The following is a 21,438-nucleotide window of genomic DNA, read 5'->3' as shown; positions in this document are numbered from 1 at the left end:
TCTTCATCTCCGCGATGGTGGCGATCCTCGGCGTGGTCGTCTCCGTGCTGAACGCCTTCGCGATCGGCATCGGCCGCGTCAAGGGCCGCACGTGGCTGACCCTGCTCTTCCTGATGGCCAACCTGCTGCCGCAGGAGATGCTCGTCTACCCGCTGTTCACGTTCTTCGACAAGGCGCACCTGCTGTCGACCCCGTGGTCGGTGATCCTCACCTTCACCGTCATCCAGGGCGCGTTCGGCACCTACCTGCTGGCCAGCCTGTACGGGACCTTCCCCAAGGAGATCCTCGAGGCGGCAGCCCTGGACGGAGCGAGCCGCTGGCGCGCGCTGCGCTCCGTCGTGGTGCCCGTGTCCCGACCGACGCTGAGCGTCCTGATGGTGTTCTTCTTCATCTGGACGTGGAACGAGTTCCTGCTGCCGCTGTCCTTCCTCAACAAGGACCAGTCGCTCACGGTCCCCCTGGTCCTCGAGCAGCTGAGCGGTGAGCGGCAGACCGACGTGACCACCCTGATCGCGGCCACGCTGCTCAGCGTCATCCCCACGATCATCTTCTTCCTCATCTTCCAGCGCACCCTCACGCGCGGCATCACGGCAGGAGCAGTCAAGTGAAGTTCACCGACGGGTTCTGGGCCGTGCGGCCCGGCGTCACGGCCGCCTACGCCCAGGAGGCCTACGACCTGGCGGCCGACGGCGACCGGCTGGTGGTCACCGCACCGACCCGACCCATCCGCACGCGCGGAAACGTGCTCAACATCCCGGCGCTCACCGTCACGCTCTCCGCGCCGGCCGAGGGCGTCGTCAAGGTGCGCATCGAGCACCACACCGGCGGCCGCGCGCCGCGCGGCTTCGAGCTCGACGAGCGCGGGGGGGCGGCCGACGTCCGGACCAGCCCCGAGGGCGCCACGCTGACCTCCGGGCGGCTGCGGGCCGAGATCCGCCAGGGCGCGCCCTGGGACCTGTCCTTCTGGCGCGACGGGACGCGGCTGACCGGCTCCGGTCACAAGTCCGTCGGGTACCTGACGCTGGCCGAGAACGCGACGGTGAGCGCCGAGCCCGCCGGTCTGACGGGCGTGACGGCCACCGGGCTGGCGCGGCCCGGCGCCTACATGCACGCCCAGCTCGACCTGGGCATCGGTGAGGCTGTGTACGGCCTCGGCGAGCGGTTCGGACCGTTGGTCAAGAACGGCCAGACCGTGGACATCTGGAACGCCGACGGCGGTACCAGCTCGGAGATGGCCTACAAGAACGTGCCGTTCTACCTGACCAACCGCGGCTACGGGGTCCTGGTCAACCACCCCGAGCACGTCTCGTTCGAGGTCGGCTCGGAGTCCGTCGAGCGCGTGCAGTTCTCGGTGCCGGGCGAGGTGCTCGAGTACCTGGTCATCGACGGCCCGACGCCCAAGGAGGTCATCGACCGGTACACCCGGCTGACGGGCCGGCCCGCCGTGGTGCCCGCATGGTCCTACGGGCTGTGGCTGTCCACGTCGTTCACCACGGACTACGACGAGGCCACGGTCACGTCGTTCGTCGACGGGATGCGCGAGCGCGGCATCCCCCTGAGCGTGTTCCACTTCGACTGCTTCTGGATGCGCGAGCTCGCCTGGACCGACCTCGAGTGGGACACCCGGGTGTTCCCCGACCCGGAGGGCATGCTCAAGCGCCTGCACGACGACCTCGACCTGCAGGTGTGCGTGTGGATCAACCCGTACATCGCGCAGCGCTCGGCGCTGTTCGACGAGGGCGCCGAGCGCGGCTACCTGGTGCGCCGTGCCGACGGCTCGGTGTGGCAGTGGGACATGTGGGTCGCCGGCATGGGTCTGATCGACTTCACCAACCCCGACGCGGTGCGCTGGTTCCAGGACAAGCTGCGCGGCCTCCTGGCCCAGGGGGTGGACGCGCTCAAGACGGACTTCGGCGAGCGCATCCCCACGGACGTCGTCTGGCACGACGGCACCGACCCGCTGATCATGCACAACCTGTACACCCAGCTGTACAACCGGGCCGTGTTCGACGTGCTGCGCGAGGTCAAGGGCGAGCGCGAGGCGGTCCTGTTCGCCCGCTCTGCCACCGCCGGGGGGCAGCAGTTCCCGGTGCACTGGGGCGGGGACAACACCTCGAGCTTCGCCTCGATGGCCGAGACGCTGCGCGGCGGCCTGTCGCTCGCGGCGTCGGGCTTCGGGTACTGGAGCCACGACATCGGGGGTTTCGAGGGCACGCCCGACCCGGCGGTGTTCAAGCGGTGGGTGCCGTTCGGCCTGCTGTCCAGCCACTCGCGGCTGCACGGGTCGGACAGCTACCGCGTCCCGTGGGCGTTCGACGACGAGGCCGTGCAGGTCACGCGCCGGTTCAGCCGGCTGAAGTGCTCGCTCATGCCGTACCTGTACCGGGTGGGCGCCGATGCGGCCGCGACGGGGGTCTCGGTGGCACGCCCGATGGTGTTCGAGTTCCCCGACGACCCGGCGGTGACGCACCTGGACCGGCAGTACATGCTGGGACCGGACCTGCTGGTCGCCCCGGTGATGTCCGCCGACGGGACCGTCGAGGTGTACCTGCCGGCCGGGACGTGGACCCACCTCCTGACCGGCGAGAAGGTGGCCGGTGGTCGGTGGGTGCGGGAGCGCCACGGCTTCGACTCGCTGCCGCTGTACGTGCGCGAGGGCGCCGTGCTCGCCCGGGGCGCACGGGACGACCGGCCGGACTACGACTACCTCGACGGGCTGGTGCTCGAGGTGTACTCCGGCGGGGCGGAGCTCGACACGACCGTCGACGTCGTCACCACCGACGGCGACCGCGTGACCTTCCGGGTGACCGGGTCCGGCGGGGGGGTCCGGGCGGTCGCCGAGGACGGCCGCACCGCCCCCACCCGGATCCACTGACCCATGACCCGTACCCCCGCGGGGTGATCAAGGAATTCGTGCCCGCCGGCCGAGCACGAATTCCTTGATCACGCCAGGGGGTGGGGGCGTGGCCGGCGGCTGCTCGTCAGGCGTCCAGGCGCCGCGTGATCTCGACGCCGTCACCCGTCCATCTCGCGGCAGCGAGATCAGGCACGACCGCGTCGCAGCCGAGCCCGAGCGCCGACTCGCCCACACCGACGAGGGTGCCGACCCCCGCCGCGCGGGCCGCGCCGATCCCGTGCTCGGAGTCCTCGAACACCAGGCAGCGGTGGATCGGCACGCCGAGCGCCGCGGACGCTGCGAGGTACGGGTCGGGCGCCGGCTTGCCACGCGCGACCGCCTCCGACGTGATGAGGACGGCGGGCACCGGTACGCCCGCGACCTCGAGCCGTGCCACGCCGAGGGCGTGCGGGGCGGAGGTCACCACGGCCCGGCACGCCTCGGGCAACGACGCCACGAGCGCAGCAGCGCCGGGGAGCGCCCGGGTGCCGTCCACCCGCTCGAGCTCGAGGCCGTCGATCACGGCGGTCGCCGCCTCGACCGCCTCGGGCGCGACGTGCAGCGCGACGGTCTCGCGCGACCGGCGGCCGTGCAGGTCCGTCAGCACCGCGCGCGGCTCGAGGCCGTGCAGGTGCGCCCACTCGATCCAGGCGCGCTCTCCCACCTCCTTGGAGTCCACCAGGACCCCGTCGGAGTCGAAGAGGACGGCATCTGCTGCGAAGTGCTCAGGCATGGGACCTTCCGCTGTCGTGGCTCGCCGGTTGCCTGCCACGGCGCCCGCCGACGTGTCCGAGACTAACCGGGCCCCGGTGGAGGCGCGCAGGCAGGTTCCAGGACGACGACTCTGCGCGACAATGGGGACAAGGGCGACCGCTCCGTGGACACCCGCCCGTGGCTCGCGCGCCGCCCCCGCCCCCAGGAGGGGATGAGTGCGATGACCGGCACTGCGAAGCTCCTCACCAACCTCGCCTTCGCGATGATGGTCCTCTTCGGCGTGATCGGCGGGCTCTTCATCGCCGGCTACGCGTTCGAGGACCTGAGCACCTGGGCGGCCATCGGCAGCACGGCGGCGTGGCTGGTGCCGACCGTGCTGCTGTGCCTGCTCAGCTTCTCGGCCCACCCGGCTGTCCCGACGGTGTTCGTCGTCCTGTCCGGGCTGGTCGCCACGTTCACGGTCCTGGACGCCACGACCCACCTCGTCGACCGCGACGCGATCGGTCCGGTCGCGGCGATCGGGGTCTTCGCCCTCGCCGTGTCGCTCGCCTTCCTCGGCCGACGCCGGATGTCCCTCGCCGGCATCCTGCTCGTCGGCCTCGGTGTCGTCCAGCTGGTCGCCACGGGTGTCGGGTTCGTCGACGAGTGGCGCGGCGGCGGCGGGCCCGGGCTCGGCGACCTGTTGACGACGTCGTCCGGTGTGATCGTCGTCCCGATGCTCCTCGTCGGCGCCCTGTTCCTCGTCGCCGGGGGCCTGGCGCACCAGTCCGGGAGGTTCTGGCACCTGCCACCTGCGGCCCGCCCGGCCCACTGAGCTCGACGCCGACGTCAGGGAAGGCGTGCGCGCGCGGTGCCGCCCAGCACGGCGGTGACCAGCGGTACGCCGGGGCGGTACGCGACGTGCACCGGGTCCGGGGCGTCGAGCACCTGGAGGTCCGCGCGCGCGCCCACCGTGACGCGGCCGACGTCCGCGCGCCGCAGCGCGGCGGCGCCGCCGGCGGTGGCGGCCCACACCGCCTCCGCAGGGGTCATCCGCGCCTGGATGACGGCGAGGGCCACGGCGAGCGGCATCGAGGAGGAGTAGCCCGAGCCGGGGTTGCAGTCCGTGGCGAGTGCGACCGTGGCGCCGGCGTCGAGCAACGCCCGGGCGTCCGGCATCGGGCGCCGCGTCGAGAGCTCGACGACGGGCAGCAGGGTCGCCACGGTGCCGCGCCCGGCCACGCCCTGCGTCGTCCCGTCGGGTACGGCGGGCGCCGCGCCGGCCAGCAGCGCGACGTCCTCGGCGTCCAGCTCGGTGCAGTGGTCCACGCTCGCGGCGCCGAGCTCGACGGCCAACGCGACGGCACCGGTCCGGGACAGCTGGTGCCCGTGCACGCGCGCGCCGAGCCCGCGGGCCAGCCCCGCCTCGAGCACGCGGCGCGACTGGTCCAGGTCGAACGCGCCGACCTCGCAGAACACGTCGACCCATCGAGCGTGCGGCGCACAGGCGTCGAGCATCTCGCCCACCACGAGGTCGACGTAGTCGTCCGGCCGCCCTACGTACTCCTCCGGCACGACGTGCGCGCCGAGGAACGTGGTCTCGTCGGTGAGCTCGCGCGCGATCGCGAGCGACCGTCGCTCGGTCGCGACGTCCAGCCCGTACCCGGACTTGATCTCGACGGTCGTGGTGCCCTGCCGGCGCATCTCCGCCACCAGCGCGACCGCCCGCGCTCGCAGCGCCTCGTCGGTCGCGGCACGCGTCGCGGCGACCGTGGTGCGGATGCCGCCCGCGACGTAGGGCCGGTCGGCCATCCGCGCGGCGAACTCCGCCGAGCGGTCGCCCGCGAACACCAGGTGCGCGTGCGAGTCGACCCAGCCCGGCAGCACCGTGCGCCCCTCGGCGCTCCACCGCTCGTCGCACGTCGGCGCGTCCACCGACCGCCCCACCCAGGCGATCCGCCCGTCCGCGACGACCACCGCCGCGTCGGGCAACGGTGCGGTCCACGGCCCGCGGCCCGGGTCGTTGGTGACGAGCACACCGATGTCGTCCAGGAGCAGGGACCGACCCGGGGCCGGCGCGGGGATCTCGAGCGGACGGGCGAGGTCGGGGCTCATGGCGGGCCGTCCAGGGCCGCTAGCGCCCGGGTGAGCAGGTCAACGGGGTCACCGGCGATCGACCGCCCGTCGCGCACGACCTGTCGCCCCGCCACGACGGTGTGCCGCACGTCCGCGGCCGTCGCGGCCAGCCAGAGCTGGTCCGGCCGGGCGCCGACGGTGCGCACCGACGCGGTGTCCAGGACGGTGAGGTCGCACGGCGCCCCCACCTCGAGCCGGCCGCCGTCCCATCCGAGGGCGGCATACCCGTGCGCGGTCGCGGCCGCCAGCAGGGCGGCGGGGCTGAAGGTGCCGCGCCGACCGGTGCGCAGGCGTTCGTGCATCTCCAGGCCCCTGGTCTCCTCGAGCAGGTCGAGCACGGCGTGCTGGTCGGTGCCCAGGCTCAGGGGCACGCCGGCTGCGGCGAGGTCGCCGGGGCGCCCCGGGCCGTCGGCCAGGTCGCGTTCGGTGGTCGGGCAGGCGCACACGCCCGCGCCGCGCCCGGCCAGGAGCGCCACGTCGGCGTCGGTCACGTGGTTGGCGTGCACCGCGACCAGGTCGGGGCCGAGCAGGCCGTGCCGGTCCAGCAGCCCGACCGGCGTGAGGCCGTGCTCGGCCAGGCACGCCGTCACCTCGTCCGGTTGCTCGGCGACGTGCACGTGCAGCGGCCCGTGCTCGCCCAGCGCGGCGACCGCGGCGAGGTCGGAGGCACCGACGGCACGCACCGAGTGCAACGCGCGGGCGGCTCGCACGTGCGCGGCAGCAGGCAGCGCGGCGCGCCGGGCCGCCCACGCCTCGACCGAGCCGTCGTCGAAGCGGCGCTGCTCGGCGGACAGCGGCAGCGGCCGCCCGGTGGCGTCCACGCCGCCGCGCCGGTACAGCGTGTCGAGCAGGGTCAGCCGTACGCCGGCGCGCGCGGCGGCCTCGACCAGCGCCTCGGCCATCGCGGTCGGTGGCGCATACGGCACACCGCCCGGGCGGTGGTGCACGTAGTGGAACTCCCCCACCACGCCGACGCCGGACAGCGCGGCCTCGGCGTACACCGCGGTGGCCAGGTCGAGGTAGGCCTCCGGGCTGAGCCGGGCGGCGACGGCGTACATCTGCTCACGCCACGTCCAGAAGGTGCCGCCCCCGGCGTGCGTCCGCCCGCGCAGCGCGCGGTGGAAGGCGTGGGAGTGCGCGTCGGCGAACGCCGGCAGACCGAGTCCGTCGAGCACGACGTCACCGGGCGAGGGCGGCACCCCCTCGTCGATCCCGACCACCAGACCGGCACCGTGCCGCACCCGCACCCCGGCGGCGACCCGGCCGGCCGGTGGCCGGCCCAGCCGGGCCACGGGGAGCCAGTACGCGCCGTCGGTCCCGGCCGGGCGGGCCGTCGTGGCGGTCATCCCCGCCAGCCGGCGCCGGCGCGGTCCCGGATGATCTCGACGAGCGCGGCCGCACCGAGGCGGACGTCGCCGTCCTCGGTGTGCTCGCCCGGGGCGTGCGAGATCCCGGACGGGTTGCGCACCACGAGCATCGCCGTGGGAACCCCCGCCTCGGCGAGGACCCCGGCGTCGTGCCCGGCGCCCGAGGGCAGGCTCGGCAGCAACGGCAGCCCGTCGGCACCCACGGGGGCGCCGGCAGCCGCGAGCGCCACTCGCACCGGGGCGGCCAGCCGGGCGCCCAGGCCGGTGTCGAACTGCGTGACCGGCGTCCACGACTCACGCACCGCCGGTGTGCCGAGCGCCGCGGCGACGTCGGCCACGGCGGCGTCGACGGCGCCGGCGTCCGCACCGCGCGCGTCGAGCCAGAACCTGGCGGCCGACGGGATCGCGTTCACCGCGCCAGGATCCACCCTGACCTTGCCGACCGTGGCGAGCACACCGTGCCGCTCGGCAGCCCGGCGAGCCGCGAGGACGCCCTCGGCGAGCACGAGCATCGGGTCGGTGCGGCGGTCCAGCGGCGTGGTCCCGGCGTGGTTGGCCTCGCCCACCAGGTCGAACCGCCAGCGGCCGTGCGGCCAGATCTCGGTGAGCAGGCCGAGCGGCGCACCCGCCTCGGCCAGGCCCAGCGCGCCATGCCGGCAGCCGCCGGAGGTCGGCAGGTGGCCCTGCTCGACGTGCAGCTCCACGGCTTCGCCGATCCTGGCCAGCCGCGCCGGTTCGGGGCCCCAGGCCGTCGGGTCGGCGCCGACCCGCCGTGCGGCGTCGGCCGCGGTGACGCCGTCCGGGTCGGCCAGGGCGCCCGCGCGGGCCGGATCCAGCGCCCCGGTCATCAGGCGGGACCCGGCGCAGGCGATGCCGAACCGGCCGCCCTCCTCCTCCGCGAACACCGGCACCACGACGGGGCGGTGGGGCGTGAACCCCTCGGCGCGCAGCCGGGAGACCGCAGCCAGCGCGCTCACCACGCCGAGCGGTCCGTCGTACGCGCCCCCTGCCGGCACCGAGTCCAGGTGCGAGCCCACCTGGAGCACGGCTCCGGGTCCGTCGGCGCCAGGCAGGTCGCCGCCCCACCACGCCCACAGGTTGCCGTTCCGATCGGTCTCGACCGCCAGGCCGAGGCGGGTGGCGTGCTCGGTGAACCAGTCGCGAAGGGTCCGCTCGGCGTCGGTGTGCACCAACCGGGACCACCCGCCGCCGGCCGCGCGGCCGACGTCGTCGATCTCGGCGAGCAGCGCGACGGGGTCGAGCACGGGACCCGAGCCGGAGCCCGGTGCGACACCGGCTACCGCGTCGCCCGTCACCGGCCCTCCTGCATCGGGATCCGCACGCCGTGCTCGGCGGCGGCCGCCTTCGCCTCGGGGTAGCCGGCGTCCACGTGCCGGATGATGCCCGTCCCCGGGTCGTTGGTGAGCACACGCGCGATCTTCTCGGCCGCGAGCGGGGTGCCGTCGGCGACGGTGACCTGGCCCGCGTGGATGGACCGGCCGATGCCGACCCCGCCGCCGTGGTGGATGGACACCCAGGTCGCGCCCGACGCCGTGTTGACCATCGCGTTGAGCAGCGGCCAGTCGGCGATCGCATCGGACCCGTCGAGCATGGCTTCGGTCTCGCGGTAGGGGCTGGCCACCGAGCCGGAGTCCAGGTGGTCGCGGCCGATCACGATCGGTGCCGACACCTCGCCGGAGGCGACCAGCTCGTTGAACCGCAGGCCAGCACGGTCGCGCTCGCCGTAGCCCAGCCAGCAGATCCGCGCCGGCAGGCCCTGGAACGCGACCTTCTCCTGGGCGAGCCGGATCCAGCGGGTCAGCGACTCGTTCTCACCGAAGAGGTCGAGGATCGCCCGGTCGGTCGCGTGGATGTCCTGCGGGTCACCGGACAGCGCCGCCCAGCGGAACGGGCCCTTGCCCTCGCAGAACAGCGGCCGGAGGTACGCGGGGACGAAGCCGGGGAACGCGAACGCGTCGGCGTAGCCCGCGGCCTTGGCCTCGGTGCGGATGTTGTTGCCGTAGTCGAACACCTCGGCGCCGGCCCGCTGGAAGCCGACCATCGCCTCGACGTGGCGGGCCATCGACTCCCGAGCCGCCTTGGCGAAGCCGGTCGGGTCGCTGGTGCGCGCCTCGTGCCAGTCCTCGAACGCGATCCCCAGCGGCAGGTAGGCCAGCGGGTCGTGCGCCGAGGTCTGGTCGGTGACCACGTCGATCTCGGCACCGCCGGCCAGCAGGGCGGGGGCGACGTCGGCGCTGTTGCCGAGCACGCCGATGCTCAGCGGGCGCCGCGCGCGCCTGGCCTCGGTCGCGAGGTCCAGCGCGTGCTCCAACGAGTCCGCCATCACGTCCAGGTAGCGCTGCTCGATGCGCCGCCGGATCCGGGACTCGTCGACGTCCACGCAGATCGCCACACCACCGTTCATGGTGACGGCGAGCGGCTGGGCGCCGCCCATCCCGCCGAGCCCACCGGTGAGGGTGACGGTGCCCTCGAGCGTGCCGCCGAACCGCTTGCGCGCGACGGCCGCGAACGTCTCGTAGGTGCCCTGCAGGATCCCCTGGGTGCCGATGTAGATCCACGACCCGGCGGTCATCTGTCCGTAGGCGGTCAGGCCGAGCGCCTCGAGCCGGCGGAACTCGTCCCAGGTCGCCCAGTCCCCCACCAGGTTGGAGTTCGCCAGGATCACGCGCGGCGCCCACTCGTGCGTGCGCAGCACGCCGACCGGCCGGCCGGACTGGACGAGCATCGTCTCGTCGTCGGCGAGCGTGGTCAGGGTCCGCACCAGCGCGGCGTAGGACGGCCAGTCCCGCGCGGCCTTGCCCGAGCCGCCGTAGACCACGAGCTCCTCGGGGTGCTCGGCCACCTCCGGGTCGAGGTTGTTCTGCAGCATCCGCAGCGCGGCCTCCTGGCCCCAGCCGCGGGCCGTCAGGGTGGTGCCGCGCGGGGCGCGCACGGTGTGCGGGACGGACAGGTCGGTCATCGCGGGGTCCTTCCGGGGTGCGGCGGACAGGGTCAGAGGAGGTCGTGTCCGTGCGCGGCGAGTGCGGCGCGGGCGGCGGCCAGCAGGGTGCCGTCGCGGACCAGGTCCACCGCGGCCTCGATCTGCGGGGACAGGAACCGGTCGGGGCCGGGCCCGGCGACGTACGCGCGCAGCGCGGCGCGCACCGCGGCGGCCGTGGCGGACGGGGCGGCGTCCGGTTCTGTGCGGGCGCGCAGGTCCAGCGCCCGGCACGCGGTGAGGATCTCGATGGCGAGCACGTCGCGCAGGCCGTCGATCGCCCGGCGCAGCTTCAGACCCGCCGACCAACCCATCGAGACGTGGTCCTCCTGCATGGCCGACGAGGGGATCGAGTCGACGCTCGCCGGCGCCGCCAGCCGCTTGAGCTCGGCGACGATCCCGGCCTGGGTGTACTGGGCGATCATGTGGCCGGAGTCCACGCCGGGGTCGTCGGCGAGGAACGGCGGCAGGCCGTGGCTGCGCGCGGTGTCGAGCATCCGGTCGCTGCGCCGCTCGCTGATCGAGGCGAGGTCCGCCACCGCGATCGCGAGGAAGTCGAGCACGTAGGCGACGGGCGCGCCGTGGAAGTTGCCGTTGGACTCCAGCCGGCCGTCGAGCGTCACGACCGGGTTGTCGATCGCGGCGGCGAGCTCGCGGCGCGCCACGGTCAGTGCGTGGTCCAGGGTGTCCCGGGCGGCGCCGTGCACCTGCGGGGCGCAGCGCAGCGAGTAGGCGTCCTGGACCCGGGTGAACACGCCGTCGGTGCGGTGCTGGACGAGCCGCGAGCCGCTCAGCACGTGGCGCAGGTTCGCCGCCGACGCAGCCTGGCCCGGGTGCGGACGCAGGTCCTGCAGGTCGGCGTCGAACACCGTGGACGAGCCACGCAGGGCCTCGACGGTCAGTGCCGCGGCGAGGTCGGCGGTGGAGATCAGGGCGGCCAGGTCGTGCGCGGCCAGCAGCAGCATGCCGAGCATGCCGTCGGTGCCGTTGACCAGGGCCAGGCCCTCCTTCTCGACGAGGGTGACCGGCGCGATGCCCGCGGCGGCCAGCGCGTCGGCGGCCGGGAGCAGGGTCCCGGTCGCGTCGCGCACCGTGCCCTCGCCCATGACGGCCAGGGCGCAGTGCGCGAGGGGCGACAGATCGCCCGAGCAGCCCAGCGAGCCGTACTCGTGGACCACCGGCGTGATCCCGGCGGACAGCACATCGGCATAGGTCTGCGCGACCACCGGCCGTACCCCGGTGCGCCCGGTGGCGAGCGTCGACAGGCGCAGCAGCATGAGCGCCCGGGTCACCTCGCGGGGCACCTCGGCGCCCGAGCCGGCGGCGTGCGAGCGGACCAGGGAGCGCTGCAGGTCCCCCCGGCGCTCCGGCGGGATGCTCGTCGTGGCGAGCGCGCCGAAGCCGGTGGACACGCCGTAGTGCGGACGGGGGTCGGCGGCGAGCTCATCGATCACGGCACGCCCGGCGGCGACCGCGGCACGTGCGGCATCGGTGAGCCGCACCGGTGCGCCGTGCCGGGCCACGGCCACGACGTCCTCGGGTCGGAGCGGGCCGACGTCGACCAGGACGGCCAGGTCGCTGCGCGACCGGCCCGGCTGGGTGAGCATGCCGTCAGTCAAGCCCTCCCGCGGCGGGTGCAGAAGGCCTCGGACCGGTCCAGTGTCCGAGATCCTGGACGCTCAGCCCGGGCGCGGGGCGGTGAGGGGCGCCCGACCGCCCAGGCGCCGGGAGATCTGCGCCGCCGCGCGCTGCGCCGCCACCGCGAGCTCCGCCCTGCGCTTCGCGGCGACGAGGTCGGCACGGAAGGTCAGAGCGACCGCGGCGACCGGATAGCCGAGGTGGTCGCGGACCGGCACGGCCACCGAGGCCAGGCCCTCGGTGATCTCACCGTCCTCCTCGGCCCAGCCGCGGGCCCGGACCCGGCGCAGCTCTGCCCGGAGCGCCGCCAGCGTGCGGGGGCCCGAGCCGTTGCGGTCGGCGAGCGCCGCCGAGCTGGGGAACAGCGCCCGTACCTGCGCGCCGGGCAGGGACGCGAGGACTGCACGACCGCTGGCCGTGAGGTGGGCGGGCAACCGCACGTCGACGTCCGTGACCAGCGTCGGCCCGCGGGTCGCCCGCTGCTCGACGAGGTACAGCGCGTCCCGGCCGTGCAGCACCGACAGGTGCGCGTGCAGCCCGGTCTCGTCGACCAGGGCCGCGAGCACCGGACGGGCGACCCGCGCCAGGGGGGCCTGACGGGCGTACGCCGACCCGAGGTCGAGCGCGCTCAGCCCGAGCCCGTAGGCGCGCTCGTCGGCCAGGTGGACGACGTACCCCTCGCTGACCAGCGCCTGCAGGAGCTCGTACGCCGTCGAGCGCGGCAGACCCAGGTCGCGCGCCACGGCCGCGGCTCCCACTGGAGCCGCCTGGCGCGCGAGGTGGGTGAGCACCGCGAGTGCGGCGCGCGCCGCGGGCGGACCCTGGCCCATCGCACCCACCTCCGTCCCGCTCGGGCGTCTACCTGGTGACGCCCCCGACCGGCGGTGCCGGGTCCGGGCAGAAGAGGAACCGCCCGCCGGCTGCCGCGTGGTACTCGTAGGTCCGGCCCGCGACCTCCAGCACGATGCGCGACCCGGCGACGAGCGCCTGGGTGTACATCATCCCCGGCACCGGGCACCCGAGGCTGCCGTCGCGCCACGTCACGTCCTCGTACGACCGGACGGTCACGGCGGACGAGTCGACCCTGAGCCGTGACGCGAGGTCGGCGACCACGGCCGCCACGGGCTCGACGGCGTCCGGGACCACGGGCTGATCGCTCATGCGCTCCCCTTCGGCCGGTCTGCGAATCGATATCTTCACGCTACCCATGGGCCTTCTGTCCCGATTAGGGTGACCTCACCGATCAAGGGTGACCGGTCCGTCGACGTCCACTGGGCTCCAGTGCTGTCGCGCCGATCCCTGGGGGACAAAGGGAAGGAAGCGGGAAGTGTCACGACGACTGACGACAGTGCTGGCGGCACTCGTCCTCGCAGCAGGCGCCTTCGTGCCTGGCGCGGCGAGCGCCCAGACGACGAGCGACGATCCGACCGCGACGACGACGGCGAGTGACGACTACGTCGTCATCACGCTGAACGGCCAGCCAGCGGCGGCCGACGATGCGACCAAGACGAACGGTCGCTTCGACCCGACCTCGCAGGGCTACGCCAAGGCGCTGTCCCGCATGCAGCGGCAGCACGAGCGCTTCGCGGCGCAGCTCGCCAAGGTGGCGCCGAGCGCCGAGATCGTGGACCAGTACTACGTGACGGCGAACGCCGTCGCGATCAAGCTGAACGGCGCGAGCCGGTCGAACGTCGCGAAGATCTCCGGCGTCCAGCGCACGCAGACCTCGAACCTGTACTCGCTCGACATGGACCAGAGCGTCGGCCTCATCGGCGCGGACCAGTTCTGGGGCTCGGTCAGCGGTGCGGCCAACGCGGGCAAGGGCGTCAAGGTCGGCGTGATCGACTCGGGCATCGACCCGACCCACCCGTTCTTCGCCTGCAAGACCATCCACTTCGGTGGCATCTACTACAGCGGCGTCGGCGTGATGCCCAAGGTTCCGGCGCTGCCCGCCATGGTCGGCCCCGGCTACGTCCCGTCGCCCGGCGACCCGTTCTACTTCTCCTCCTCGCACGGCACGCACGTGGCCGGCACGATCGGCGGCTGCGCAGGCACCACGATCAGGGACACCGAGCCGTGGGCGACGGCCGGCACGACGCTGTCCGGCGTCGCCCCGGGTACCGAGCTGTACGACTACAACGTGTTCCCGATGTTCGGCGCCGGCTATGTGGCGTTCGGGGGCTCGGCGTTCTCGCACGACATCGCCCACGCCATCGAGGACGCGGTCAAGGACGGCATGGACGTCATCAACATGAGCCTCGGGGGCACCCCCCAGGGCCCGCACGACTTCCTCGCCGAGGTGTCGAACGAGGCCGTCCAGGCCGGCGTCGTCGTGGTCGCCTCGGCCGGTAACGAGGGTCCGGGCAGCTACACGGTCGGCTCGCCGGGCAGCGCGTCGGAGGTCATCGCCGTCGGGGCGAGCACCAACAACCGCGGCATGGGTGTGCAGATCAAGGTCGCCGACAACGGCCCCACCTACGCGGCCGTGCCCGGCGACTTCCCGAACTTCGACGGCAGCACGTACCACATCGTCGACTGGAGCGGGACGGACAACGAGGCCTGCTCGGCGGCAGGAGCCGGTGACCACACCGGCCAGGTCGTCGTGATCGCCCGTGGCACCTGCTCCTTCAGCCAGAAGGTGGCCAACGCCAAGGCGGCGGGCGCGGCCGGCGCGATCATCTACACCTACGCCGGGCAGGACCCGATCGGCATGGCCACGTCGCCCGGCTACGACGACCAGATCCCGGCCGTCATGGTCTCCTACGACGCCGGCAAGGCGCTCGAGGCCGGTGCGGACGCGGTGATCACCCCGCCGCAGATCGTGCCGGAGACGCCCAACCTGCTGGCCGACTTCTCCAGCCGCGGGCCCGTGCCGTTCACCTACGCGGTCAAGCCCGACGTCGTGGCCCCGGGTGTCAACATCCTGTCCTCGACGGTCCAGTTCAACTACCTGGGCATCACCGGGACCAGCTGGGAGCTGTACAACGGCACGTCGATGGCGTCCCCGCACGTCACCGGCGCGGCCGCGGCGCTCCTGGGCGCGCACCCGACCTGGACGCCCCAGGACGTGAAGTCCGCCCTGGTCACCACCGCCGATGCGAGCAAGCCCGGCGGGTCGGTCTGGGAGCAGGGCGGCGGCCTGATCAGCCTCCCGGCGGCCGATGCCGCGGCGGTGACGTTCTCCCCGGCGAACGCCTCATTCGGGGTGTTCACCGGTAACGCCCCGGCGAACGGCTCGGTGGACATCGCGCTGAGCAGCAGCGCCTGCTCGGTGGTCGACACCACCGGCTCGGCGTACGCCGATGCGTCGATCGACGGCTCGACGCTCACGGTGGACTTCACCGGTGCGCGGGCGGCCGCGACCGGACTGTACGACGGCTACGTGCAGGTCGACTGCGGGGCCGACGGGAGCTACCACCTCCCGTGGGGCGCCGTGGTCAACCGCTGACGCCGCTGTGAGGAAGCGAGGGGGAGCCGGCCGGCTCCCCCTCGCTTCGTCCACCGCGCGGTTCAGGCACTGGCGCAGACACATGAAGTGTGCTTCACTTGTCGCACGGAGGGGAGTATCCCCGAGCGAGCATCGTCGTCAGGACGGCCGGCCCATGCCGGCCCGGCGAGCCGGGCCCTGAGGGGCTGGGAGAGACCTCCGGTCACCGGACCGGAGGACGCATGACCACGACGCACGACCACCCCACCCGCCCGTCTACCCTGGCCCCGGCCGAGCCGCCGGACCCCGCCCTCGTCCTGCGCCTGCAGGCGGCACGGTCCTACCCCTCGGTGTCCGTGCTGATGAGCACCCGGCCGGGCGCTGCGATGCACCAGACCGACCGCACCCGACTTCGGGCCCTGACCCGGGAGGTCGCACTGCGGCTCGCGGCCGAGGACGGCGGCGCCGAGGAGCACCGGTACCTGCTCCACGAGCTCGAGCAGATCGCCGACGCCGCCGTGCTCGAGGCGACCGGAGCGGCGCTGGGCATCTTCGTGAACGCCTCGACCGCGGTGCGCGTGGTCCTCCCCCTGCCCGTCGCCGACCGCGTCGTCGTCGACCCCACGTTCGCCACCCGGGACCTCGTGCGGGCGATGCACCGCACGCCCCGGCACAGCGTCCTGGTGCTCTCCCAGCGGCACGCGCAGCTGTACGAAGGGGTGGTGGGCGGCCTCCGGCCCGCGCCCGGGCACCGCTTCCCGCTCGAGCGCGACCGGGGCGACGCGAGACCGCGCGGCCGGCACCCTGATCGGCCGCGGCTGCACGAGGCCGAGGCCACCGCATTCCTGCGGGACGTCGATGCCGCCCTGGGCGCACACCTCGCGGCCCGCCCGATGCCGCTGGTCGTCGTCGGTCCCGCCAGGCTCCTGGCGCTCTTCACGGACGTGTCGCGCAACCTCGCACGACTCGCCGGAACCGTGGTCGGCAACCTCGGCGGCCTCCCGCTGGACGAGCTCGCGACCCGCATCCGACCCGTCGTGGAGGCCTACCTGCGCTCCCGGGAGGCCGAGGCGCTGGCACTGCTCGAGCGCCGGACGGGCGAGGGACGCACCGTGAGTGGCATGGCAGCCGCCTGGCTCGCGGGCCGGCACGAACGCCCCGAGATGCTCGCCGTGGAGGAAGGGCTGTACGTGCCCGCCCGGCTCAGCCCCGACGGCGACCACCTGACCCCGGCCGACGACGTCGACCACCCGGACGTCATCGACGACCTGGTCGACGAGCTCATCGAGACCGTGCTGCACCGCGGGGGCTGGGTCGCGCTCGTCTCCGACGGCGCGCTGCGCGACCACGACGGCGTCGCGCTGACCGTCCTGGACAGGTTCTGATGGAGACACCCGTGGGGGTCTGGCTCGCCGTCATCGGCGTGATCCTGGCGATGCTCACGATCGACCTGGTCGCGCACCGCCGCGCGCACGTCATCGGCGTGCGCGAGGCAGCGGCGTGGTCGGTCGCGTGGGTGGCGGCCGGAGTCGGGTTCGGGGCGGTGGTCTGGCAGGTCTACGGCGCCGAGCGGGGCGGGGAGTACTTCGCCGGCTACCTGATCGAGAAGTCGCTCGCGGTCGACAACGTGTTCATCTGGGCCATCCTGCTGACCTACTTCGCCGTCCCGCGCGAGTACCAGCACCGGGTGCTGTTCCTGGGGGTCGTGGGTGCGCTGGTGTTCCGGGGAGTGTTCGTCGCCACGGGCGCGGTGATCATCGAGCGGTTCTCCTGGGTCCTGTACCTGTTCGGGGCGTTCCTGCTCGTCACCGGGTACCGCATGCTGCGGGCTCGCAACGAGCACGTCGACCCGACGCGGTCGCGCACGCTGCGGCTGTTCCGCCGCTGGGTGCCGATGACCGACGCGTATCACGGGCAGCGCTTCGTGGTCCGCCGCGGCGGGGTGCTGCTCGCGACCCCGCTGCTCGCCGTCCTGGTGCTGGTCGAGGTGACCGACGTCGTGTTCGCCGTGGACTCGATCCCGGCGATCTTCGCGGTGACCGACGAGCCCTTCCTGGTGTTCACCGCGAACGCCTTCGCCGTCCTGGGACTGCGTGCGATGTACTTCCTGCTGGCCGACCTCGTCCACCGGTTCGTCTACCTCAAGACGGGCCTGGCGCTCGTCCTGGTCTGGGTGGGCATCAAGATGATCCTCAAGATCGACCTCTACTACGTTCCCACGTGGGTCTCCCTGACGGTCATCGTGACGATCCTCGCGGTCGCCCTGACCGCGAGCCTGCGGGCCACGCGAGGCCAGGGCCGGCGCTCCGTCGCGGCACCCGTCGATCCGCCCTTCCGGTTCGCCACGGCCGCCGAGCTCGACGAGCTCGAACCCGTGTGGCGACGTCGGCGGGAGGGGCGCCTGGCCCCGACCGTCGAGGACGGCCGGGAAGCCCGGCCCACGCGGGACGGGGCGGGGGCGCGATGATGGCTCCCGTGCCAGATCTGGACCGGTCACGACCCGAGGTCCCACGGTGGACGTTCCTGACCCACCACGCCCAGGTCCTGCTGGTCGTCGCCGCTGATCACACCGCCCGGGTGGCCGACATCGCCACCCGGGTGGGGGTCAGCGGACGAGCGACCCTCACGATCCTGGCCGACCTGGAGGAGTCGGGGTACCTGACCCGTGAGCGCGTGGGCCGACGCACGCACTACCGGGTCGCGCGCCACCGCCCGCTACGTCACCCCGAGCACCGCGGGCACGAGATCGACGAGCTCATCGCGGTCCTGAAGCCGCAGGTCTGAGCAGCAGCCGGCACCAGAACCAGAACCAACCGAACTTCCGAACCCACCGACAGGGACCCGCCGCGGTCCCAGAAGCCCAGGAGACAGAGCGATGGCCGCCCGTACCCCACTCCAGATCCCGGCCGGCAGGCTCGCGCGCCTGCGCCGCTACAACCTGATCGCCGGCCTGGTGCACGCGGTCCAGGCCGTCGCGATCGTGCTGCTCGCGACCGACTTCGGCCTGCCGGTGACCGCCCAGTACCTCGGCGGCCCGCCCGGGTCGACGAGCTTCGAGCGCGTCGCGCTCTTCGACGTGCAGCTGGCGTGGGGGGTGTTCGGCTTCTTCGCGCTGAGCGCGATCGCCCACCTGTGGCTGGTCACGCCCGCCGGGTTCCGGCGCTACGGCGCCGACCTCGCTCAGCAGCGCAACATCGCGCGGTGGGTCGAGTACGGGCTGTCGTCCTCGATCATGATCTTCCTCATCGCGCAGATCACCGGGATCACCGACATCGTCGCGCTCAGCGCGATCTTCGCCGTCAACGCGGCCATGATCCTGTTCGGCTGGCTGCAGGAGAAGTACGAGGTGCCGGGCGAGGGCGGCATGCTGCCGTTCGTGTTCGGCAGCATGGTCGGCGTCGTCCCGTGGCTCGCCGTGGTGTTCCTGCTGATCGCGCCCGGGTCGACGTCCGGCGCCGAACCGCCCGCGTTCGTCTACGGGATCATCGTGTCGATCTTCCTGCTGTTCAACACCTTCGCGATCAACCAGTGGCTGCAGTACAAGCAGGTCGGCCGCTGGAAGGACTACCTCGTCGGTGAGCGCGCCTACATCACCCTGAGCCTGGTCGCGAAGTCGCTGCTCGCGTGGCAGGTGTTCGCCAACACGCTCGCGCCGACCTCCGCGTAGCATCGAGAAGCGGGCACCAAGCCCCCCGGGATCGCCGGCAAAGGAGCGGACGATGGCAGCGCGCACCCACCAGGACGACATCGCGACCGAGGTCTTCGACTGGGGCTCGATCAAGTGGGGGGTGACCGACGAGCACTTCCCCGAGGCGTCCCTGACGGTCGGTGAGGTGGTCATCAACCCGACGTTCGGGCACGACGTGCACACCCACCCGGACTCGGACGAGGTGCTGTACATCATCGAGGGCGAGGGCGAGCAGACGGTCGCGGACTCCGGGAAGTTCCCGGTGCGGGCCGGCGACTCGATCTACATCCCTCGGGGCGTGGAGCACTCGACGTTCAACACGGGGTGGAAGCAGCTCCGGCTCCTGGCGGTGTACAACCCTGGTGGTTCGGAGAAGGCGCTGCGGTCCGCGCCCGACTACGCCAGGCTCGAGCCCGGTTCCGCGCCGGTCTGGGTGCGGGGGTAGCGGACGCGGGTCGCGCCCTCCTCAGGCCGTCACGGCGCCGCCGGGCCCCACGCCGACCACCCGATCTCGAACGCGAGCTCCTGACCGGGGTCGAGCGTGGTCAGCGGGGCGAGCGCCTCGAGCTCGAGCAGGCGAGCCGTGGGCCACAGGCCCCCGGGCACGGGCCCGGCGGCCGGGTACTGCATCCAGATCTCCGCGGCGCAGCCCCCGTCCGGGTACGCCCCCGGGGCGACGTGGTACGTCCAGCGCAGCCCGGCGCCGTCCGGACGCACGACCTCGATGGTGCCGTCCGCGTCGGTGAAACCGACCTTCGCGATCACGTCTGCCACCTCGACGCGCCGGCGACCGTCGGCCGGGTCCCCCACGGCGATCTCCCCGTCCAGCCGGACGAGTGCGCTGGGCTCGTGGCACCCCGTGACGCCGACCCACACCCCGGCGTCGGGCTCGTCGTGCCCGGCGAACATCGCGGTGTCGACCTGGCACACCTCCCACGGGGCCCAGCGCACGGGGTGGTCCGCCACGCACCGGAACGTGATGCGCTGCCTGAACGCCGTGCCCGCCGCCGGGATCTCGAAGCGGCGCTCGACGCGCAGGCCGGTGCGCGGATCCTCCGGACTGGTGAAGGTCACGACGGTCGCTGCGTCCGGAGTGCGCAGCACCTCCGGGCGCCAGTCGCCCGAGTCGAGGACCGGGTCGGGCGGCCCGGGCCACTCGTCGGGGCCTGACCACCCCTGCGGCGCCGGCCAGGTCTTGGACCCGCCGAGGTTCGCCCAGGAGCCCATCGTGCCGTCCAGGGGTGGCCACTGGTCGCGGGGCAGCACGGTGCCGAGGTCGTCGTCGAGGTGGTCGGGGTTCCGCCAGAGCAGCTCGGCACCGCCGACCCGCAGCGAGATCAGCCGGGCACCCACGGTCGGCAGGAAGGCGAGCTCGAGCTCGTCGTTGCCGACGCGCAGGATGGGGAGCGACGAGCCACGGGACGTGCCGGAGCCGCCGGCAGTGGGGGTGTTCACGCGCGAAGCCTACGAGGCAGCCGCGCGACGGCGTCCCGGCACGCCACCACGCCGGCGTGGCCGGCGGCTCAGCCTCCCGGCGTGATGGGCAGCGACCGGGCGCTGGTGAACCACCGTTGGTGCCCGTCCACCGGGTCCGTGAACGCCATCTCGGCGGCGAGCAGCTGCAGGGGATGGCGGACGTCGTCGACCGGGACGTCGCGCACCTGCGGGTACAGCGGGTCGTCGATGATCGGGATGCCCAGCTCGGCCATGTGCAGGCGGAGCTGGTGGGTGCGGCCCGTGCGCGGGGTGAGCCGGTATACCCCGAGGCCGTCGACCTCGCGCTCGAGCTCGACCAGGGTCTCGGCGTTGGCGGGCGCACCCGGGACCACCTCGGCGCACCACGTGCCTCGCTCCTTGCGGATGTGGCTGCGCACCACACGGGGCAGCTCGAGCTCGGCGCGCAGCGGCGCGAGCGCCCGGTAGGTCTTGTGCACCGCGCGCCGTTCGAAGGCGGTCTGGTAGGCGCCGCGCCACCGGGCTTCGGTCGCCAGCATGAGCAGGCCGGAGGTGACCCGGTCCAGCCGGTGCACCGGCGACAGCTCCGGCAGCCCGAGCTCGTCGCGCAGCCGCACGACGGCGCTCTGGAGCACGTGGCGGCCGCGCGGGATCGTGGCCAGGAACGGCGGCTTGTCGACGACGACCAGGCGCTCGTCGCGGTGCACCAGGTGGATCTTCCCGGGCACCGGCGGCTCGTCACGCAGGTCGCGGTGGAACCACACCCAGCGCAGCGGCGCATAGGGATCCGCGTCGCGGACCGCGGTGCCGCTCTCGTCCACGAACCGCCCCTGCGCCAGCATGCCCGGCACGTCCACGTGATCCGGCAGGCGGTCCCGGAGCCACGCGCCCATCGTCGGCCACCGGTCCACGGGCTCGCGGTCGGCCGCGGGGGTGTGGATCCGGGCGGCGTCGAGCCCGTGGCGCGCCGGGAGCGGGGAGCGGGGCGGCACGGGGTCGATCGTACGAGGGCGGGCCGCGGCGCCCCACGCGGCGGAGGGTCGGTCGCCCCTCGTCGGCGTCCGCATCGCGGACGGCCACGCAGGGCTCGGTGTCTGTGGCCGGCTTCGCCGCGTGGGCCGCCGGGACCCCGACGGCCGA

Annotated in this window: 19 protein-coding genes; 9 read left to right on the top strand and 10 right to left on the bottom strand. The window is 73.7% G+C overall.

The genetic code is table 11. The features are described from left to right. Both Q6348_RS14470 and yicI read left to right on the top strand, forming a co-directional pair. A partial coding sequence (locus Q6348_RS14470; protein ID WP_304602103.1) for a carbohydrate ABC transporter permease occupies window positions 1-608 on the top strand: 608 nt, incomplete at its 5' end. After that, entirely contained in the window at window positions 605-2,875 is a 2,271-nt protein-coding gene (gene yicI, locus Q6348_RS14465) for an alpha-xylosidase (protein ID WP_304602102.1), read from the top strand. The genes Q6348_RS14470 and yicI, both read left to right, overlap by 4 nt. A gap of 106 nt (window positions 2,876-2,981) precedes the next feature. On the opposite strand, the gene Q6348_RS14460 is transcribed toward yicI, so the two are convergent. Next, the gene (locus tag Q6348_RS14460; RefSeq protein ID WP_304602101.1) at window positions 2,982-3,629 is read right to left on the bottom strand and encodes an HAD-IA family hydrolase; all 648 of its coding nucleotides are present in this window, start codon (window positions 3,627-3,629) and stop codon (window positions 2,982-2,984) included. Window positions 3,630-3,830: 201 nt separating this feature from the next. Between Q6348_RS14460 and Q6348_RS14455 the strand changes: the two genes are divergently transcribed. Then, on the top strand, window positions 3,831-4,424 hold the full coding sequence (locus Q6348_RS14455; protein WP_304602100.1) for a hypothetical protein: 594 nt from the start codon (window positions 3,831-3,833) through the stop codon (window positions 4,422-4,424). A gap of 14 nt (window positions 4,425-4,438) precedes the next feature. On the opposite strand, the gene hutI is transcribed toward Q6348_RS14455, so the two are convergent. The 7 genes from hutI to Q6348_RS14420 all read right to left on the bottom strand — a co-directional run bounded on the left by hutI (window position 4,439) and on the right by Q6348_RS14420 (window position 12,889). Then, window positions 4,439-5,704, bottom strand: a complete 1,266-nt coding sequence (hutI, locus tag Q6348_RS14450) for an imidazolonepropionase (RefSeq protein ID WP_304602099.1) — start codon at window positions 5,702-5,704, stop codon at window positions 4,439-4,441. Then, window positions 5,701-7,071, bottom strand: a complete 1,371-nt coding sequence (locus Q6348_RS14445) for a formimidoylglutamate deiminase (protein ID WP_304602098.1) — start codon at window positions 7,069-7,071, stop codon at window positions 5,701-5,703. The genes hutI and Q6348_RS14445 overlap by 4 nt, the downstream gene beginning before the upstream one ends. Then, window positions 7,068-8,408, bottom strand: a complete 1,341-nt coding sequence (locus Q6348_RS14440; RefSeq protein WP_304602097.1) for an allantoate amidohydrolase — start codon at window positions 8,406-8,408, stop codon at window positions 7,068-7,070. The genes Q6348_RS14445 and Q6348_RS14440 overlap by 4 nt, the downstream gene beginning before the upstream one ends. Further along, entirely contained in the window at window positions 8,405-10,072 is a 1,668-nt protein-coding gene (hutU, locus tag Q6348_RS14435) for a urocanate hydratase (RefSeq protein ID WP_304602096.1), read from the bottom strand. The genes Q6348_RS14440 and hutU overlap by 4 nt, the downstream gene beginning before the upstream one ends. Window positions 10,073-10,104: 32 nt before the next feature. After that, window positions 10,105-11,697 (bottom strand): histidine ammonia-lyase, encoded by a 1,593-nt coding sequence (gene hutH / locus Q6348_RS14430; protein ID WP_304602095.1) that lies wholly within the window; start codon window positions 11,695-11,697, stop codon window positions 10,105-10,107. Window positions 11,698-11,769: 72 nt separating this feature from the next. Then, a complete protein-coding gene (locus Q6348_RS14425; protein ID WP_304602094.1) occupies window positions 11,770-12,558 on the bottom strand; it encodes an IclR family transcriptional regulator in 789 nt (262 codons plus the stop codon). Between the two features lie 28 nt (window positions 12,559-12,586). Further along, complete coding sequence (locus Q6348_RS14420) at window positions 12,587-12,889, bottom strand: DUF8738 domain-containing protein (RefSeq protein WP_304602093.1); 303 nt, start codon at window positions 12,887-12,889, stop codon at window positions 12,587-12,589. Between the two features lie 166 nt (window positions 12,890-13,055). Between Q6348_RS14420 and Q6348_RS14415 the strand changes: the two genes are divergently transcribed. The 6 genes from Q6348_RS14415 (at window position 13,056) to Q6348_RS14390 (ending at window position 19,288) form a co-directional block, all read left to right on the top strand. Further along, a complete protein-coding gene (locus Q6348_RS14415) occupies window positions 13,056-15,176 on the top strand; it encodes a S8 family serine peptidase (protein WP_304602092.1) in 2,121 nt (706 codons plus the stop codon). Between the two features lie 221 nt (window positions 15,177-15,397). Continuing rightward, a complete protein-coding gene (locus tag Q6348_RS14410) occupies window positions 15,398-16,540 on the top strand; it encodes a baeRF3 domain-containing protein (protein WP_304602091.1) in 1,143 nt (380 codons plus the stop codon). Beyond that, a complete protein-coding gene (locus tag Q6348_RS14405) occupies window positions 16,540-17,622 on the top strand; it encodes a TerC family protein (protein ID WP_304602090.1) in 1,083 nt (360 codons plus the stop codon). The genes Q6348_RS14410 and Q6348_RS14405 overlap by 1 nt, the downstream gene beginning before the upstream one ends. Further along, window positions 17,622-17,939, top strand: coding sequence for a helix-turn-helix transcriptional regulator (locus tag Q6348_RS14400; protein WP_434062066.1), 318 nt, complete (start codon window positions 17,622-17,624; stop codon window positions 17,937-17,939). The genes Q6348_RS14405 and Q6348_RS14400 overlap by 1 nt, the downstream gene beginning before the upstream one ends. A 91-nt stretch (window positions 17,940-18,030) precedes the next feature. Next, window positions 18,031-18,822 carry a heliorhodopsin HeR gene (heR, locus tag Q6348_RS14395; protein WP_304602088.1) on the top strand — a complete coding sequence of 264 codons (792 nt, stop codon included), beginning with the start codon at window positions 18,031-18,033 and terminating at the stop codon, window positions 18,820-18,822. 52 nt (window positions 18,823-18,874) lie between these two features. Beyond that, window positions 18,875-19,288, top strand: a complete 414-nt coding sequence (locus tag Q6348_RS14390) for a cupin domain-containing protein (RefSeq protein ID WP_304602087.1) — start codon at window positions 18,875-18,877, stop codon at window positions 19,286-19,288. Window positions 19,289-19,317: 29 nt separating this feature from the next. On the opposite strand, the gene Q6348_RS14385 is transcribed toward Q6348_RS14390, so the two are convergent. Next, window positions 19,318-20,298 (bottom strand): hypothetical protein, encoded by a 981-nt coding sequence (locus Q6348_RS14385; protein ID WP_304602086.1) that lies wholly within the window; start codon window positions 20,296-20,298, stop codon window positions 19,318-19,320. Between the two features lie 68 nt (window positions 20,299-20,366). After that, complete coding sequence (locus Q6348_RS14380) at window positions 20,367-21,290, bottom strand: pseudouridine synthase (protein ID WP_304602085.1); 924 nt, start codon at window positions 21,288-21,290, stop codon at window positions 20,367-20,369. Window positions 21,291-21,438 lie beyond the last annotated feature (148 nt).

The sequence above is a fragment of the Actinotalea lenta genome (genome assembly GCF_030586465.1).
In the GTDB taxonomy this organism is placed as follows: domain Bacteria; phylum Actinomycetota; class Actinomycetes; order Actinomycetales; family Cellulomonadaceae; genus Actinotalea; species Actinotalea lenta.
This window is presented reverse-complemented; position numbering and strand designations above follow the sequence as displayed.